Here is a 17415-nt window from a genome sequence, read left to right on the forward strand (position 1 = left end):
TTAATAAAATGAAACATATATTATCGCTATTAATGGTATTACTTTTTGCAACGTCCCACTCACAAACCAACAACTATTCCAAACTATGGGAAATTGTAGAAAATCACGAAATTAATGGCCTTCCAAAAAGTGCGCTAGAAGTTGTTAATACCATACAAGACAAAGCCTTAGCAGACAATAACACAGCACAACGTATTAAAGTTTTACTATTTAAAAGCAAGTTTGCATTATTGCTAGAGGAAGATGCTCAACTTAGTATTGTTAACGATTTTAAAGCAGAAATTGCTAAAACAGAAGCACCTACTAAAAATGTGCTAGAAAACATGTTGGCAACGTTGTATTGGCAGTACTTTCAGCAAAACAGATATCAATTTTATAGACGTACAAAAACTGCACAAAAAGCAGATGCAGTTGATTTTAGAACTTGGGATTTAGAAACCCTTTTTACTGAAATCCAAGCGCTTTTTGCCAGCTCTTTACAAAATGGATTAATACTTCAACAAACACCAACACTTCAATTTGAAGCTATAATTACTAAAGGAAAAGACGCTGAAATTTACAGACCAACTTTATTTGACTTTTTAAGCCATAACGCCTTAGAATTTTACAAAACACCAGAAAACAGAATCACGCAACCAGCCTATAAATTTAATATTGATGATGAGCAATTTTTAACAGACTCCAAACCGTTTTCTGACTTAAAAATCACCTCTAAAGATTCGACATCATTACAATTACAAGCATTAAAAGTATATCAAGATTTAATTAAATTTCACTTAAAAGACAAAACACCGTATGCCTTAACGGAATTAAATACTGAGCGATTAGACTATGTCTACTACAATGCGACTTTTGAAAATAAAGACGACCTATATTTAAAAGCACTACAAACCGAAGCTGAAAAATATAAAAATCATGAAGTTTCTGGTCTTTACCTTTTTAAAATAGCCACAATTTACAACACACAAGGTTTTAACTATAACAAGGACACAAATGCTGATGTAAGATTTAAAATTAAAGATGCTTTAGCTATTTGCAAACAAGTCATAGCAAAGTTTCCGGATAGTAAAGGTGCTGGTTTGTGTAATGCATTACAGGCTCAAATATTAGAACCTAGTTTAACCATTCAAACCGAACAAAACATACCAATTAATACGTATTCGCGTTTTTTAATTAGCTATAAAAACATTCAAAACTTAACTTTTAACGCATATGCTATAAGCAAAAAACAGTATGATGCGTATTTAAAATTATACAAAGAGGAAGATAAAAAAGACTTTATCAAAAAACTAAGCACAACAAAAACTTGGTCGTCTACCTTAAAAGACGAAAACGATTACCAACAACACACCATTGAAAGTTTAGTACCTAAATTAGATAATGGATTATATCTTATCGTTGGACAAACTACAGATTTAAAATCAGATTTTTTTGCAACAGCCTTAACCCAAGTTACTAACATTGCGATTGTAAACTATCAAGATAACAATCAAGATTTTTTCCAAGTTATTAACCGTAATAATGGAGCTCCTTTAGCAAATACAAAAGTAGACCTTGACTATACCTACCGTAACGAGAAAATACACACTAAAACTACAACCACAGACTCAAAAGGTATTATTGCTTTAAGCAAAACCAACAATTATAATCGTAGTAATATTAATTTAACGGTAAAATCTAATGATGATACTGCCTATTTTGGCAGCTATTACATGTATAATTACAAACGTAGTCGTGAAGATAATGACACCAACTATCAAGCTTTTGTTTTTACCGATCGTAGTATTTACAGACCATCACAAACCGTTTATTTTAAAGCAATTGCTTTAAAAAACAAAAACAATAAAACAGAGGTATATTCTAATAAAAAAATACAAGTCATTTTATATAATACTAATGGCGAAAAAGCAAGCACATTAGATTTAATTACCAATGATTTTGGATCTGTTTCAGGCGAATTTATTTTACCTAACGATGGATTAACAGGTAATTATAGCATACAAATTAACGATACAAATCTTTATGGTCAGACTTCAATTTCGGTTGAAGAATATAAGCGTCCTAAGTTTGAAACCAATTTTAATCCCATTACCGAAACGTTTAAAGTTAATGACAGCATTACTGTAAAAGGCGAAGCTATAGCTTTTGCAGGTAGTAAAATTACAGATGCAAAGGTCGTTTATCGTGTCGTTAGAAACGTACAATATCCTGCTTGGTATAGATGGTATAGACCTAGTTATACTAGTGAATCGCAAGAAATAACACATGGCGAAACAACAACAAATGCAGATGGTAATTATGAGCTTGTATTTAAAGCCATACCAGATGAAAAAGTTGATAAATCTGGCTTACCAGTTTTTAGTTATAAAGTCACAGCAGACGTCACAGATATTAATGGCGAAACTAGAAGCACCTCAACAATTGTAAAAGTCGGATATCACGCGTTAACAGCTACTATTGACATTGCTTCTACCATTGACAAAACAAAAAAAGACAATCAAATTACTATTACTACGCAAAACTTAAATGGTCAATTTGTAGCAGCCAAAGGGACTTTAAAGATTTACAAATTGCAAGCTCCTGATAATGTGTTAAGACCACGACCATGGAGCATTCCGGATTATGAAGGGTTTACAAAAACAGAATTTAAAAACTACTTTCCGCATGATGCTTACACCAATGAAGATAATCCTGAACATTGGGAAAAAGGCGACTTAGTTTTATCCAAAACCTTTGACACAGAAAAGTCTAAAACTATAGACCTAAAAAACATCAAAAAATGGCTGTCTGGAGCCTACATTTTAGAACTAGAAACCAAAGACAAATTTGGTCAAGAGGTTAAGGATATTGCTAAAACCATGTTGTTTTCTGACAAGGATAAAACCCTTGCAGACCAACAATTAATTACAGTTAAAACAGATAAAAGCAGTTATAATGTTGGTGACAAAGCAATTTTAACCTTTGCAAGCGCTGCCAAAAACATAACTGTTACAGTTAGTATAGAACGTGATTATCAAATCACAGAAAACCATACTATTACTTTAAACCAAAACAAAAAAACAATAAGTATACCTGTTGACAAAAACGATTTAGGAGGTTTTGGTGTTCATTATAGTTTGGCAGCATTTAATAGTTACTCAGGTGGTAGTCTAACCATAAATGTGCCTTATCCTCAAACAGACTTAGAAATTGAAACACTTACGTTTAGAGACAAACTACAACCAGGAACAGACGAAACTTGGAGCTTTAAAGTTAAAGGAACAAAAGGCGAAAAAATTGCATCCGAGTTTTTAGCTAGTATGTATGATGCATCTCTTGATCAGTTTAAATCGCACAACTGGGACTACTCACCATTTGAACCGCTAACCTATTACACGTCTTTTAGAAAAAATAATGGGAACAGTTTTGGCGTAACCCATTTTAGAGTAGATAGAGATTTTGAGTATCATAGTTTTAATAATTTAAAAAGCTTTGATCAATTTAATTGGTTTGGGTTTGCTATTAATAATAACGGTTGGTTTTATAACAATTACATCAATTCACTTAGAGCAAATAAAACTAGAACCTCTTACGATGGTAATGTAAAAGATGGTTATGTAAAAGGAACCGTAATTGACGAGAACGGATTACCATTACCTTCTGCTACAATTGCAGTTAAAGGTAGTACAGAAAGCACAACTACAGACTTTGATGGTAACTTTATTATTAAAGCAAAAACTGGCGCTATTTTAACTTTTAGCTATGTTGGCTATGGTACAATCCAAAAAACAATTGGAGTTGATAACGTCTTTAATATAACACTAAAACCTGACAACACTTTAGATGAAGTGGTTATAACTGCATTAGGTGTTGAAAGAAAAGCTGATGAACTTACAGGTGCAACTCCAATAATGTCTACAGAATACCTTGATCAAGCATCAAACCCAAATGTAGTACAAAGTCTGTCTGGCAAAGTTTCAGGTTTAGCAATTAACCCAGCTAATGAAGAAAGTAATAAATCCACAAAGATTATTTTAAGAGGAAATAGATCCTTAACTGATGACAATGCAGCGTTAATTGTAGTTGATGGTGTGATAATGTCTGCAGACCAAGTTAGTAATCTTGATCCAAATTCTATACTAAACACACAAGTATTAAAAGGTGCTGGCGGAACTGCTTTATATGGATCTCAAGGTGCCAATGGTGTTATAATTATCACAACAAAAAAAGGTACAACAGAAGACTTTTCTCTAGTTAAAGCAAGAACAAATTTACAAGAAACTGCCTTTTTCTTTCCGCAATTAGCTACAGATAAAGATGGTAATGTGTCCTTTAACTTTACAACACCAGAAGCATTAACTAGATGGAATCTTAATGTGTTTGCACATGACAAACAAGGTAATCATGCTCAAAACACACTGCAAACCGTTACACAAAAAGACTTGATGGTGTTACCAAATGTGCCACGTTTTTTACGACAAGGTGACCAAATACAGATTAGCACAAAAATTGCAAATCTTAGCACAAAGGATTTAACAGGTACTGCAGTGCTTCAGTTGTTTGATGCATTGACTGGAAAAGCTATAGATTCGGAATTAGCCAATACGTTAAACCAGCAATCATTTTCCGCGAAAGCGAAAGGTAATACGCAAGTCACATGGACGCTTTCCATTCCTGATAACGTAAGTGCTGTGCAATACAAAATATTAGCTAAATCTGGCGATTTTAGTGATGGAGAGCAAAATGCTTTACCTGTTTTAACCAATAGAATGTTGGTGACTGAAACGCTTCCAATGTGGATTAAAAGCAACCAAACCAAAACCTTTACATTGGAGAAGTTAAAAACCAATTCGTCTGCTACTTTAAAGCATCACAAATTAACCTTAGAGATGACTAGCAATCCTGCTTGGTACGCTATACAAGCTTTACCATACTTAATGGAATATCCTTACGAGTGTAATGAGCAAACTTTTAGTCGTTTTTACGCCAACGCACTAGCTAGTCATATTGTAAACAGTAATCCACGTGTTAAAGAGGTATTTAACCAATGGAAAAATACAGATGCTTTATTAAGTAATCTTGAAAAAAATGAAGAATTAAAATCTATTTTAATACAAGAAACACCTTGGTTACGTGATGCACAGTCAGAGACAGAACAGAAAAAACGTATTGCTTTATTGTTTGATTTAAATAAAATGAATAATGAGTTAGCACTTGCTAAAAAGAAACTAAAAAACAACCAAATGTCAAATGGTGGATGGTCTTGGTTTGGAGATTATCGTGTTAACCGTTACATCACACAACATATTATTACTGGTTTTGGACATCTTAAAAAACTAAATGTGGTTAGTGATAAAGATGAAGACATAACTGACATGGTTAAAAATGCATTAGATTATTTAGATGAAGCATTTGAAAAAGAATATAACGATTTAACAAAGTATACCAATACTGTGGATTATACCAAGGACCATTTAAGTTATACGCAGTTACATTATTTATACATGCGAAGCTTTTTTCCTGAGCATAAGCTATCTAAAAAACAACAAGAAATCCACAAGTATTACTTGTCACAAATTAGAAACTATTGGTTACAGCGTCCATTATATGCTAAAGGAATGATGGCTTTAATAATGAAACGTAATAACGATACGACAACAGCTAAAGCCATTTTAAAATCGGTTAGCGAAAACAGTATTACGTCTGACGAGTTAGGAATGTATTGGAAAGAAAACACAAACTCTTACTATTGGTATCAAGCATCCATTGAAACACAAGCCTTAATGATTGAAGCTTTTGCTGAAGCTGGTACAATACTACAAACCGAAGCTAAAAACATTGAAACGATTGATAACCTTAAAATATGGTTACTTAAAAACAAACAGACCAACCAATGGAAAACAACAAAAGCAACCACAGATGCTGTCTATGCTTTATTATTACAAGGTAACGATTGGCTAAGTGTAACAGAAATGGTTGATGTGGTTTTAGGTGGCGAAAAAATAACACCTGCTACTTTAGAAGATGTAAAAGTAGAAGCTGGAACAGGTTACTACAAAACCTCTTGGTCTGGAACGGAAATTACTCCTAAAATGGCTGAAGTCAAGCTTACCAAAAAAGGAAATGGCATTGCTTGGGGAAGTTTATACTGGCAATATTTTGAGGATTTAGATAACATAACGTCTGCAGAAACGCCTTTAAAACTTAAAAAACAATTATACTTAAAAACCAATACAGATACAGGTGAACTTATTACTGCCATAACAAATGAAACTAAATTAAAAGTTGGAGATTTAGTAAGAGTCCGTATAGAATTACGAAGCGATCGCGCTATGGAATTTGTACATATGAAGGATATGCGTGCTGCAGGATTAGAACCTATTAATGTACTTAGTCAATACAAATATCAAGATGGTTTAGGGTATTATGAAGCGACTAAAGATGCATCTACCAACTTCTTTTTTGACTATTTACCAAAAGGTATTTTTGTCTTTGAATATGATTTACGCGTTAATAATGCTGGTAATATGAGTAATGGTATTACAACTATACAAAGTATGTATGCACCAGAATTTAGTAGTCATAGTGAAGGTGTACGCCTTGAAGTAGAATAAATTCAGCTTCACTAAACAAAAAAGCTTCTATTAATTTGGAAGCTTTTTTTTACATAAATCACTTAACGACAACAAACTAAATCATACAACACACTAGTTAGGATTGCAACTATCCCACTTTAAGTGATAAAAAATGGATATAATAGTTTGTAAGAGGTTTAAAAAATTTATTTTTAGGCCAAACTAAACTAACCATAATGAAAAAATCAGTATTACTTATTGCTTTGCTTTTCGCATTTTCAATAAGCGCACAAACCGTGTCTTTAACTAAAAGTGAAATTTTTAAAGACTCCAAAAAAAACAGCTCTCTAGTCTTTTCTTTAGAAGATGATAACGGAGGACTAATTACTATCAGATCTTTTATAGGTGGCTTGATTCCTAAATTAAAAGGGTATTACATTCAGCACTTTGACGCAAAATTAAAGTTAATCAAAGAGGTTGAATATGAGGTAGACAATAATTTTATTCAAAATGCATTTATTAAAGATGGACAATTGCATATCATAGAATTTGACCACGACAAAAAAGCAGATAAAATAGTATTTAATGTGGTGTCTTCAAACCTTAAAGACCTAAAATTCAGCAAAAAAGAATTATTGTCATTCTCTGAAGACAACATGCAAAAGTATTTTGGAATAGGTATTTTTCCCATTTTTATAAATAACTTTTCTCAAATGGATGGAAACCATATGGGAGAAGTAATTATGTCTAAAAACAATGCGTTTTTTGCTATCAACTTTGATTTTAACAATAAAGATAAAGAGACCCACAAAATATTTGTTTTCAATACTAATTTTGAAAGTGTTTATGATAAATTAATAGAAAAAGATATTAAGGACAAATTGTTTGAATACAATAGTATTGATGTCGATGACAAAGACGGAACCGTTTACTTTTTAGGTAAAGCTTTTGAAAACAACTCCAGAAAGTCTAAGAAAAAAGGCGAAGCTAATTACCACTTTGAATTGCTAAAAGTAAATGCAGATGGACAAAAAACAACAGCGTTTAAAAAGGCAGATAAATTTATCTCGTCAATGGAGTTAATCAAAACAGAGGACAGATTATCATGTGTTGGTTTTTACGGAGTTAAAGACCAAGGTAATTATAATGGTGTTTGTTTATTTAATTTAAATCCAGATACGCTTGCTATGGAGACTGAAAAATTCACACCTTTCTCTGATGAGTTTATGACAGATAAATATGGTAATAAAGAAAACAGAAAAAAAAGAAAACAGAAAAAGGGTATTAAAAATATAGATTTTAAAGGCATTTTTACAATGGATAATGGTGACATTATTGTAAACGCAGAGGAGTTTTTTATTACCACACATACATCTATGAATGGTAGTGGTGGAATGTCTACTTATACCATTTACCATTTTAATGACATTATGAGCGTTAGATTAGATAAAGATGGTGACTTAAAATGGGCTAGAAACATCAATAAAGCACAAACTGGTCTTACTAATAGCTCTTACACTTCAATTCCAGTAGGAGAAACAACTTACTTTTTTATAAACTGCTCTGATAATATTAAAAAACTTAGTGCAGACCGTATTGCTTTTAAACAAACTAAAGCCAAAAAGTCAAATTTATATATGATATCTATTGATAAAAATGGTGCTTTTGATTTTGAAAAATTAATCGACGATAAAGACTCTAAAGTTTATTACAAGGTTAATGATGGTGTTGTAAATCTTAACGATCGTACTGTTATTTTACCAGGTAAAAAGAAAAAAAATACACGAATTTTAAAGATCAAGTTCTAACATTTTTAACAGATTAAAATTAAAAGCTTCCATTTTAGGAAGCTTTTTTTTTGACATATCAATTAATATTTAGATATTTGTCTAAATACCTAATTAGTGAATTTATTATTTAAAGCTTTAAACGACGATACAAGACGTCAGATTTTGGAACTTCTAAAAGAAGATAATCTTACTGCAGGACAAATTGCTGATGCTTTTAATATTAGTAAACCTAGTATATCACATCATTTAGACATTTTAAAACGTGCAGATTTAGTAACCAGCGAGAAGAAAGGTCAGTATGTAGAGTATACTATAAATACCACCATTTTGGAAGATGTACTTAAATGGATTATAACTTTAAAACAATAAAATTATGAATCTTAAAAAAGAATTTCCGTATATAATATTAATGGCTTTGCCATTTATATATTTAGCTTACATCTGGAATACTTTACCAGAAACAGTACCAACCCATTGGAATGCTAGTGGAGAAATTGATGGTTATGGTAGTAAAAACACCTTACTATTAATTCCGTTTATGTTACCTGTTTTAGTTTATATTATAATGACCATTGCACCCAAAATTGATCCAAAAAATAAGATTGCTACAATGGGGAAAAAGTATGAGCAATTAAAATTTTTCTTAGTCTTGTTTATGTCTGTACTAGCCTTATTTATAATTTACAGCTCAAAAACACAAAGCTTTTCTAGCCCAAACATTATATACATACTACTTGGATTATTATTTGCTGGTCTTGGTAATTTTATGAAAACGGTAAAACCTAATTACTTTATTGGTATCAAAACACCTTGGACTTTAGAAAACGAAACAGTTTGGAAAAAAACGCATCTTTTAGGTGGTAAAATATGGTTTGTTGGTGGTTTACTAATTGTTTGCATGAGCTTAATCTTTACAGCACAAACAGCAGCTACGTTGTTTGTCATAATAGCAGTATTAATTACCATAATACCGTTAGTGCATTCTTATATTGAATTTAAAAAAATAAAATAGTTATTATGAAGTATTTAAATAACCTATCAGTTGAGCTGTTTATATTATTTACAAGTTTGACTGTTGCACAAACCGAAAAACCTCAGACACCAAAAGGACCTTTTAACTATAAAATTGAAGACGTTACTTTTATTAACACAGCAGCAGACAGCATAGTGTTAGCTGGTACATTAACGTTACCAAAAGATACTATCAATCCTCCTGTCGCCATTTTAATTAATGGTTCAGGTGCACATGATAGAGATTGCGACATCATGGGTCACAAATCGTTTTGGGTAATTGCAGATTATTTAACCAATAACGGAATTGCTGTTTTACGTTATGACGAACGTGGTACAGCACAATCTGAAGGCGATTTTAGTACAGCTACTACCTTTGATTTAGCCAAAGATGTTGAAGCTGGTATTAATTTTTTGAAAACACGTAAAGATATTGATGCATCAAAAATTGGATTAATTGGTCATAGCGAAGGCGGATTAATTGCACCAATAGTAGCATCTACCAATACAAACGTCGCTTTTATTGTCATGCTTGCTGGTACAGGTGTTAATGGACAGGAAGTACTACAGTCACAAAGCAAAAAAATTGCAGAACTACAAGGGACTACTAAAGAAGGCATTGCTTTTAACCACCAATTAACAACTGTTGCTTATGATGCTTTATACACTGAAACTGAAACAGAAAAGCAAAAGGCTGCTATAACTTTAGCATTAGAAAACTATAAAAAACAATTAGAAGCAGATCAAAGTCCGTTTGCTGTTTATGCAAACAATATAGTAATTAAGCAATTAGCTTCACAATTAACTAATCCTTGGCTTTATGCATTTATAACATTAGACCCAAAAGCATATTTAGAAAAAGTAACTTGTCCTGTATTGGTCCTTAACGGAACTAAAGATGTACAAGTTTTACCAGAAATAAATTTACCTGCCATTAAAAAACATCTTGAAACAGCCAAAAATAAGGATGTAACCATCCAAGAAATTGAGGGTTTGAATCATTTGTTTCAAACTGCTAAAACTGGAAATATTAATGAGTATGCTAAAATTGAGGAAACTTTTTCTCCTGTTGCTTTAAAACTAATATCAGATTGGATTAATGCCAGATTTTAGTCCACTTTAATTTTACATTATAGGGGTAAAAACCAATAGTAGGATTCTAAAATTTATTTGCCATTTTGCTTAATAACAAAAATATTGCAATGGTTTTTGTTATTAATAGGATAAACTCGAATTGAGGAAATTGTTTGGATATTAATCCTGCTACCAAAATGCTAATAAAAAAACGAATAGCTACATTTTTTATAATGCTCATTAAAATAACATTTAACTATGTGAAGTAATCTTAGTGTTTAAGATAATGTTGGCTTTGCGTTAAGGATGGAAATGACATCCTTTTTTTGCTGCCATATATGGCAAAAAAAGATATAATGGACAGCCTGACCCACTTTTGCAACTTAAAAGCAAAAGTGGGTAACGCCCAAAATAATTTAGTTAAGCATTTTCCATAGTGTGTCTTTCAACTCGGTTAAACCTTGTTGTGCTACACTTGATATAAATTGGTAAGGAATTGGAAGTGTTTTATCCAATTCGGCTTTTAGTTCTGCTTTAAGCTCGTCGTCCAACATGTCTGACTTAGAGATGGCAATCATACGATCTTTGTCAAGCATTTCTGGATTGTAACGTCTTAACTCGTCCAACAAAATCTCATACTGTGCCTTAATCTCTGGCGCATCTGCTGGTATTAAAAATAGTAAAATCGAATTACGCTCTATGTGACGTAAAAAGTAATACCCTAATCCTTTACCTTCTGCTGCACCTTCAATAATCCCAGGAATATCTGCCATTACGAAGGTTTGAAAATCTCTGTATTTAACTATTCCAAGGTTTGGTTTAAGTGTTGTAAACTCGTAATCAGCAATTTTTGGTTTTGCTGAGGTTACCACAGATAGTAATGTGGATTTTCCTGCATTTGGAAATCCAACTAAACCTACATCTGCTAAAACTTTAAGTTCTAGGGTTATAAATTTTTCTTCTAAAGGAAGACCTGGTTGTGCATATCGTGGTGTTTGGTTTGTAGAGGTTTTAAAGTGCCAGTTACCTAGACCACCTTTTCCACCTTCTGCCACAATACGCTCTTCTCCATCTTCTGTGATTTCAAAAAGAATCTCGTTAGTTTCTGTATCTCTAACCACAGTACCTAATGGTACTTCTGCGTACATATCTTCTCCATCTTCTCCAGAGCTTCTACTTTTACTACCATGTCCACCATGTCCTGCTCTAATATGTCTTTTAAATTTTAGATGCAATAGTGTCCAAAGGTTAGAGTTACCTCTTAATATAACGTGTCCTCCACGTCCACCATCTCCTCCATCTGGTCCACCTTTTGTAATAAATTTTTCGCGATGTAAATGCACAGATCCTTTTCCTCCGTTACCAGAAGAGACATGCATTTTTACGTAGTCTACAAAATTTCCCTCAGTCATAATTTAGTTAAAAATTTAAAACGTTAACAGCTAAAAGTTTTCACTAATATATATTAACTCAAACAAATTTGTTTGTATTACAATTTGTCAATCACAGCGTTTAAGCGTTTGGTAATATCTTCTATACCACCAATACCATCTACTCCAAAATATTTATTTTGTGCTGCGTAGTAGTCTTTTAAAATTGCAGTTTCGTTGTAATAAACTTTAATTCTGTTTCTAATAATAGACTCGTCAGAGTCGTCTTTTCTTCCACTGGTCTTACCACGTTCCAACAAACGTTGTACTAAAACCTCATCTTCAACTTCTAAAGCTACCATTGCGCTAACTTCAGAGTCTTTACTTGCCATAATTTTATCTAAAGCTATAGCTTGTGTTTCATTTCTTGGAAAACCATCAAAAATAAAACCTTTAGCTCCTGCATTACGCTCTACCTCTGCCTCTAGCATATCAATTGTTACTTGATCTGGCACTAAATGTCCTTTGTCCATGTAAGACTTGGCTAGCGTACCTAAAGCTGTTTGGTTTTTGATATTGTATCTAAATACATCTCCTGTAGATATATGTACTAGATCATATTTTTCTTTTAAAAAATTAGCTTGCGTTCCTTTTCCTGCTCCTGGAGGTCCAAATAGCACTAAATTAGTCATGTGTTGTGTTGTTTTTAATTGGTATACTGCTGGTAAATCGCGACCTAATCCATCATAATCTAGACCATAGCCTACTATGAATTTATTAGGAATCTCTAGACCAACATAATGTAATTTAAAGTCTTTTTTATATGCTTCCGGTTTGTAAAACAGTGTTGCTATAAGTAATTGTTTTACGTTTTCGGATTTAAAAATGCGGTGTACTTCTTCTAAGGTATTACCTGTATCAATTATATCCTCTAAAATAACTACTGTGCGTCCAGTTAAATCTTGTGTCAAGCCAATTAAACGCTGTATGTCTTCTGTTGACTTTACACCTTCATAAGAGGCTAATTTTATAAAAGTCACCTCGCAAGGCTTTGGATATTTTTTTACAAAATCGCTTACTAACATAAACGATCCATTTAAAATCCCAATAAAAACAGGGACTTCGTCTCCTAAATCGTGAGCGACTTGATTAGCCATTTTTGTCACAGCATCATCCAATTCTGATTCAGAAATAAATGGTTTAAACTGTTTGTCGTGAAGCGTAATAGTTTGCATTTTATAAATTTAAAGCGCAAATATAAGCATTTGTGACTGCTTAACAGATATTTGAATTCGATTTTTAGGCACTGTTTTGGTTTTAAAATGTATTTTTGTAGCTAACACGATTTATGACCAATGAATTATTTTTCTTCAGACTTTAAATTAGGTATTTTAGGTGGTGGCCAATTAGGCAAAATGCTGCTTTATAATACTAGAAAATTTGACATTTACACTTGTATTTTAGACAATAGTGACCAAGCTCCTAGTCGTATGGCTTGTAATGAGTTTACTAAAGGTGACTTGATGGATTTTGATACTGTTTATAACTTTGGTAAGCAGGTAAATGTTTTAACCATCGAAATCGAAAATGTTAACGTTGCTGCGTTAGAAAAACTAGAAAACGAAGGGATAACAGTTTACCCATCGTCAAAAACGTTGCGACGCATACAAAATAAGGCGACTCAAAAATTATTTTATCAAGACCACAATTTACCAACAGCACCTTTTAGTAGGTTTGCTTATGTATCTGAAATTGAAGACGCTATTGATAATGGTGGTTTAAACTTACCATTTGTATGGAAAGCTGCACAATTTGGTTATGATGGTAATGGTGTAAAAATTGTAAGATCCATAGCAGACTTAAAAGATTTGCCTAAAGGCGAATGTATAGCAGAACAATTAATTCCGTTTAAAAACGAATTAGCAGTAATTGTTGCTAGAAGTGCTAATGGAGAAATGAAAACCTATCCTGTGGTAGAAATGGAGTTTCATCCTGAAGCTAACCAAGTAGAATATGTTATTTGTCCAGCAAGAATAAGCGCAGAAGTTGCTAAAAAGGCACAAGATATTGCACTAAAAACATCTGAAGCTTTTAATCACGTTGGTTTATTAGCTGTTGAGTTATTTCAAACCGAAGATGATAAAATACTAATTAACGAAGTTGCACCAAGACCACATAATTCTGGTCATCAAACTATAGAAGGAAGCTACACATCTCAATTTGAGCAACACATACGCGCTATTTTAGGTTTACCTCTTGGTAAAACTGATAATAAAGTGGCAAGCGTAATGGTTAATCTTGTTGGTGCAGAAGGTTATACAGGTCAAGTACACTACAAAAATATAGAATCTATAATGGCTATGGATGGTGTTACACCGCATATTTATGGTAAAAAAGAAACACGACCATTTAGAAAAATGGGACATGTTACCATTGTAGATGAAAATTTAAATATAGCACGACAAATTGCTGAAAAAGTTAAGAATAGTATTGAAGTAATAAGTTTATAATTATGAGCAAAGTAGCAGTAATAATGGGAAGCAATAGTGATATGCCAGTCATGCAAGACGCTATTGATATTTTAACAGAATTTAAAATAGACATAGAAGTAGATATCGTATCAGCACATCGCACACCGGAAAAATTATTCGATTTTAGTAAAAATGCACATAAAAGAGGCATTAGTGTCATAATTGCAGGAGCTGGTGGAGCTGCGCATTTACCAGGTATGGTAGCATCATTAAGTCCTTTACCTATAATTGGTGTACCTGTTAAAAGCAGCAACTCTATAGATGGATGGGACTCTGTTTTATCAATTCTACAAATGCCAGGAGGAGTTCCTGTTGCTACAGTAGCCTTAAATGGAGCTAAAAACGCAGGTATTTTAGCAGCACAAATTATTGGTGCCTCTAATCCTGAAGTTTTAAATAAAATTATTGCTTACAAACAGGGTCTTAAACAAAAAGTAGAACAGGCAGCCAAAGATATTAAATAGCGAAAAACAGAAAACCCCAACTAGGTTGGGGTTTTCAATCGCTATTAATCTTTCTATATGTGGTCATATAAATATACTCTCACACCAAAAAAACTTAAGTCAAAGGTGCAACTTATGGCTCTGTTAGTACAATTAGCAACTAAAAAAACTTAAGGTTTCGATAAAAAACAAATTTATCGGTCAAACAATAGCTTTTAAACAAAAAAAAGCCCCAAACATAAGTCTGAGGCTTCCATCGCTATTATTTTCTATTTATGAGAATATATTACTCATATCAAAAAAACAGTTGCAAAAAAGTGACTTTTCTTACAAAAACATACAACTTATTGTAATATTTTAGAATATTAGATGAAGAGTGATAATAAATCGGTAAAAAACAAGATAAAAAAAAGCCTCAGACAAGTCTGAGGCTTTTTATCGCTATTAATCAATAATTTTTATGTGAGTAACCAACTCACGGGAAAAAATCATTTGCAAAAATAATCAATTAAATAATTAATATGCAATTAAAATATTAATTTTAACATCATAAATTTTACTAAAACGTTATAATGAATATACTTTTAAATAATTTTAGCACAAATTTTAACACTTCGCCTTTTCAATCTATAAAAAACGAAGACTATAAACCTGCCATTTTAAAACTAATTGAGGATACCAAATTAGAAATTGAGGCAATCGTAAATAATACAGAAACCCCAACTTTTGAAAACACAATTGAAGCTTTAGAATTTTCTGGACAACAATTAGATCGTGTAACCAGTATTTTTTTCAATTTAAACTCGGCAGAAACTAATGATGACCTTCAAAAAATAGCTCAAGATATCTCTCCTATTTTAACAGAATTTGGAAATGATATAACCTTAAACGAAGCTTTATTTAAAAAAGTAAAACATGTTTATGACAATAAAGACCGTTTTAATTTAAATACAGAACAAAGTACTTTATTAGATAAAAAATATAAAAGTTTTTCTAGAAATGGTGCCAACCTATCTGAAGATAAAAAACAACAATTAAGAGCAATTGATAAACAATTGGCTAGCCTAAAATTAAAATTTGGAGAAAACATTTTAGCAGAAACTAATGCTTTTGAAATGCTAATTACAAATGAAGCCGATTTATCAGGTTTACCAGAAGGTGCTATTGAGGCTGCTAAACAATTAGCAGAGTCTAAAAACAAAGATGGTTGGTTAATTACATTAGATTATCCTAGTTATATACCATTTATGACCTATGCAGATAATAGAGCATTACGTAAAAAACTAGCAATAGCTTTTGGAGCAAAAGGTTTTAAAAACGACAAATTAGATAATCAACAACATGTGTTAGACATAGCTAGACTGCGTTTTGAACGTGCAAACTTATTAGGTTACACCACACATGCGCACTTTGTTTTAGAAGAGCGTATGGCACAGACACCTGAAAAAGTAAATTCGTTTTTACAAGACTTATTAGTAAAAGCTAAACCAGCTGCTTTACGTGAATTTGCCCAATTAGAGCAGTTTGCAAAAGAACTAGACAACATCGATCAATTAGAAAAATGGGACTCTGCTTATTATTCAGAAAAATTAAAACAAAAACTATTTAATCTGGATGACGAGCAACTTAAACCTTACTTCAAACTAGAAAATGTTATAGATGGTGCTTTTCAGGTGGCAAATAAATTATTTGGGCTTCAATTTAAAAAAATTGATACCATAGATAAGTACCATGAAGATGTTATGACGTATGAGGTTTTAGATGAAAACAATGAATTAGTCTCTATTTTTTATGCTGATTTTTTCCCTAGAGCTGGAAAACGAAATGGTGCTTGGATGACCTCTTATAAACCACAATTTATTAAAGATGGTATTAACCAAAGACCACACATATCTAACGTTTGCAACTTTACAAAACCAACTAAAAGCAAACCATCGTTATTAACCTTCAATGAAGTCACTACCTTATTTCATGAGTTTGGTCATGGATTACATGGTATGTTAGCGAATACCACTTACCCAAGTTTATCAGGAACTAGTGTATTTTGGGATTTTGTAGAACTACCAAGTCAAGTTTTAGAAAACTGGTGTTATGAAAAAGAAGCTTTAGAGTTATTTGCTAAACATTATGAAACTGGCGAAATCATTCCAATGGATTTAGTCCAAAAAATTAAAGAAAGTGCAACATTTCAGGAAGGCATGCAAACCCTAAGACAATTAAGCTTTGGTTTATTAGACATGAGTTGGCATGGTGTAAATCCATCAGACATTACTAACGTTAAACAACATGAAAATAAAACCTTTGAAAACACTAATTTATATCCTGACGTAAAAGAAAACTGTATGAGTACTGCTTTTGCACATATTTTTCAAGGTGGTTACTCCTCTGGATATTATAGTTACAAATGGGCAGAAGTTTTAGATGCAGATGCTTTTGACTATTTTAAAGAAAAAGGGATTTTTAATAAAGACGTGGCCACTAAATTTAAGGATAACGTATTATCCAAAGGTGGTACAGACAACCCAATGGTATTGTACAAACGCTTTAGAGGTCAAGAGCCTAAACCTGAAGCTTTACTTAAACGCGCTGGATTGATTAAATAATTTTAAACTACATAAAGCCATTTTAACTAGGTTTAGAAT

Annotated in this window: 10 protein-coding genes; 8 read left to right on the forward strand and 2 right to left on the reverse strand. The window is 32.3% G+C overall.

Translation table 11 applies throughout. From position 1 onward, the window contains the following. Window positions 1–8 precede the first annotated feature (8 nt). The 5 genes from M890_RS0111590 to M890_RS16105 all read left to right on the forward strand — a co-directional run bounded on the left by M890_RS0111590 (window position 9) and on the right by M890_RS16105 (window position 10468). Window positions 9–6593 (forward strand): alpha-2-macroglobulin family protein, encoded by a 6585-nt coding sequence (locus tag M890_RS0111590; RefSeq protein WP_028283697.1) that lies wholly within the window; start codon window positions 9–11, stop codon window positions 6591–6593. Window positions 6594–6790: 197 nt separating this feature from the next. Continuing rightward, window positions 6791–8362: a hypothetical protein gene (locus M890_RS0111595; protein ID WP_028283698.1), complete on the forward strand. Its 1572-nt coding sequence runs from the start codon at window positions 6791–6793 to the stop codon at window positions 8360–8362. 96 nt (window positions 8363–8458) lie between these two features. Further along, window positions 8459–8713 carry an autorepressor SdpR family transcription factor gene (locus tag M890_RS0111600; protein ID WP_028283699.1) on the forward strand — a complete coding sequence of 85 codons (255 nt, stop codon included), beginning with the start codon at window positions 8459–8461 and terminating at the stop codon, window positions 8711–8713. A gap of 4 nt (window positions 8714–8717) precedes the next feature. Next, entirely contained in the window at window positions 8718–9356 is a 639-nt protein-coding gene (locus M890_RS0111605) for an SdpI family protein (protein WP_028283700.1), read from the forward strand. Between the two features lie 5 nt (window positions 9357–9361). Then, window positions 9362–10468, forward strand: a complete 1107-nt coding sequence (locus M890_RS16105; RefSeq protein WP_036597514.1) for an alpha/beta hydrolase family protein — start codon at window positions 9362–9364, stop codon at window positions 10466–10468. Window positions 10469–10845: 377 nt separating this feature from the next. Here the strand turns inward: M890_RS16105 and obgE are convergent, their stop codons facing one another. Together obgE and M890_RS16650 are read right to left on the reverse strand one after the other, a co-directional pair. After that, window positions 10846–11841 (reverse strand): GTPase ObgE, encoded by a 996-nt coding sequence (gene obgE, locus M890_RS0111620; RefSeq protein ID WP_028283701.1) that lies wholly within the window; start codon window positions 11839–11841, stop codon window positions 10846–10848. A gap of 77 nt (window positions 11842–11918) precedes the next feature. Then, complete coding sequence (locus M890_RS16650; RefSeq protein ID WP_084553671.1) at window positions 11919–13034, reverse strand: adenylate kinase; 1116 nt, start codon at window positions 13032–13034, stop codon at window positions 11919–11921. 120 nt (window positions 13035–13154) lie between these two features. Between M890_RS16650 and M890_RS0111635 the strand changes: the two genes are divergently transcribed. From M890_RS0111635 to M890_RS0111645, 3 genes are all read left to right on the forward strand, one after another. Then, entirely contained in the window at window positions 13155–14309 is a 1155-nt protein-coding gene (locus M890_RS0111635; protein ID WP_028283702.1) for a 5-(carboxyamino)imidazole ribonucleotide synthase, read from the forward strand. Between the two features lie 2 nt (window positions 14310–14311). After that, window positions 14312–14794, forward strand: a complete 483-nt coding sequence (gene purE, locus M890_RS0111640) for a 5-(carboxyamino)imidazole ribonucleotide mutase (protein WP_028283703.1) — start codon at window positions 14312–14314, stop codon at window positions 14792–14794. A gap of 551 nt (window positions 14795–15345) precedes the next feature. Beyond that, complete coding sequence (locus tag M890_RS0111645; RefSeq protein ID WP_028283704.1) at window positions 15346–17376, forward strand: M3 family metallopeptidase; 2031 nt, start codon at window positions 15346–15348, stop codon at window positions 17374–17376. Window positions 17377–17415: the final 39 nt, after the last annotated feature.

This window comes from Olleya marilimosa CAM030 (genome assembly GCF_000518485.1).
In the GTDB taxonomy this organism is placed as follows: domain Bacteria; phylum Bacteroidota; class Bacteroidia; order Flavobacteriales; family Flavobacteriaceae; genus Olleya; species Olleya marilimosa.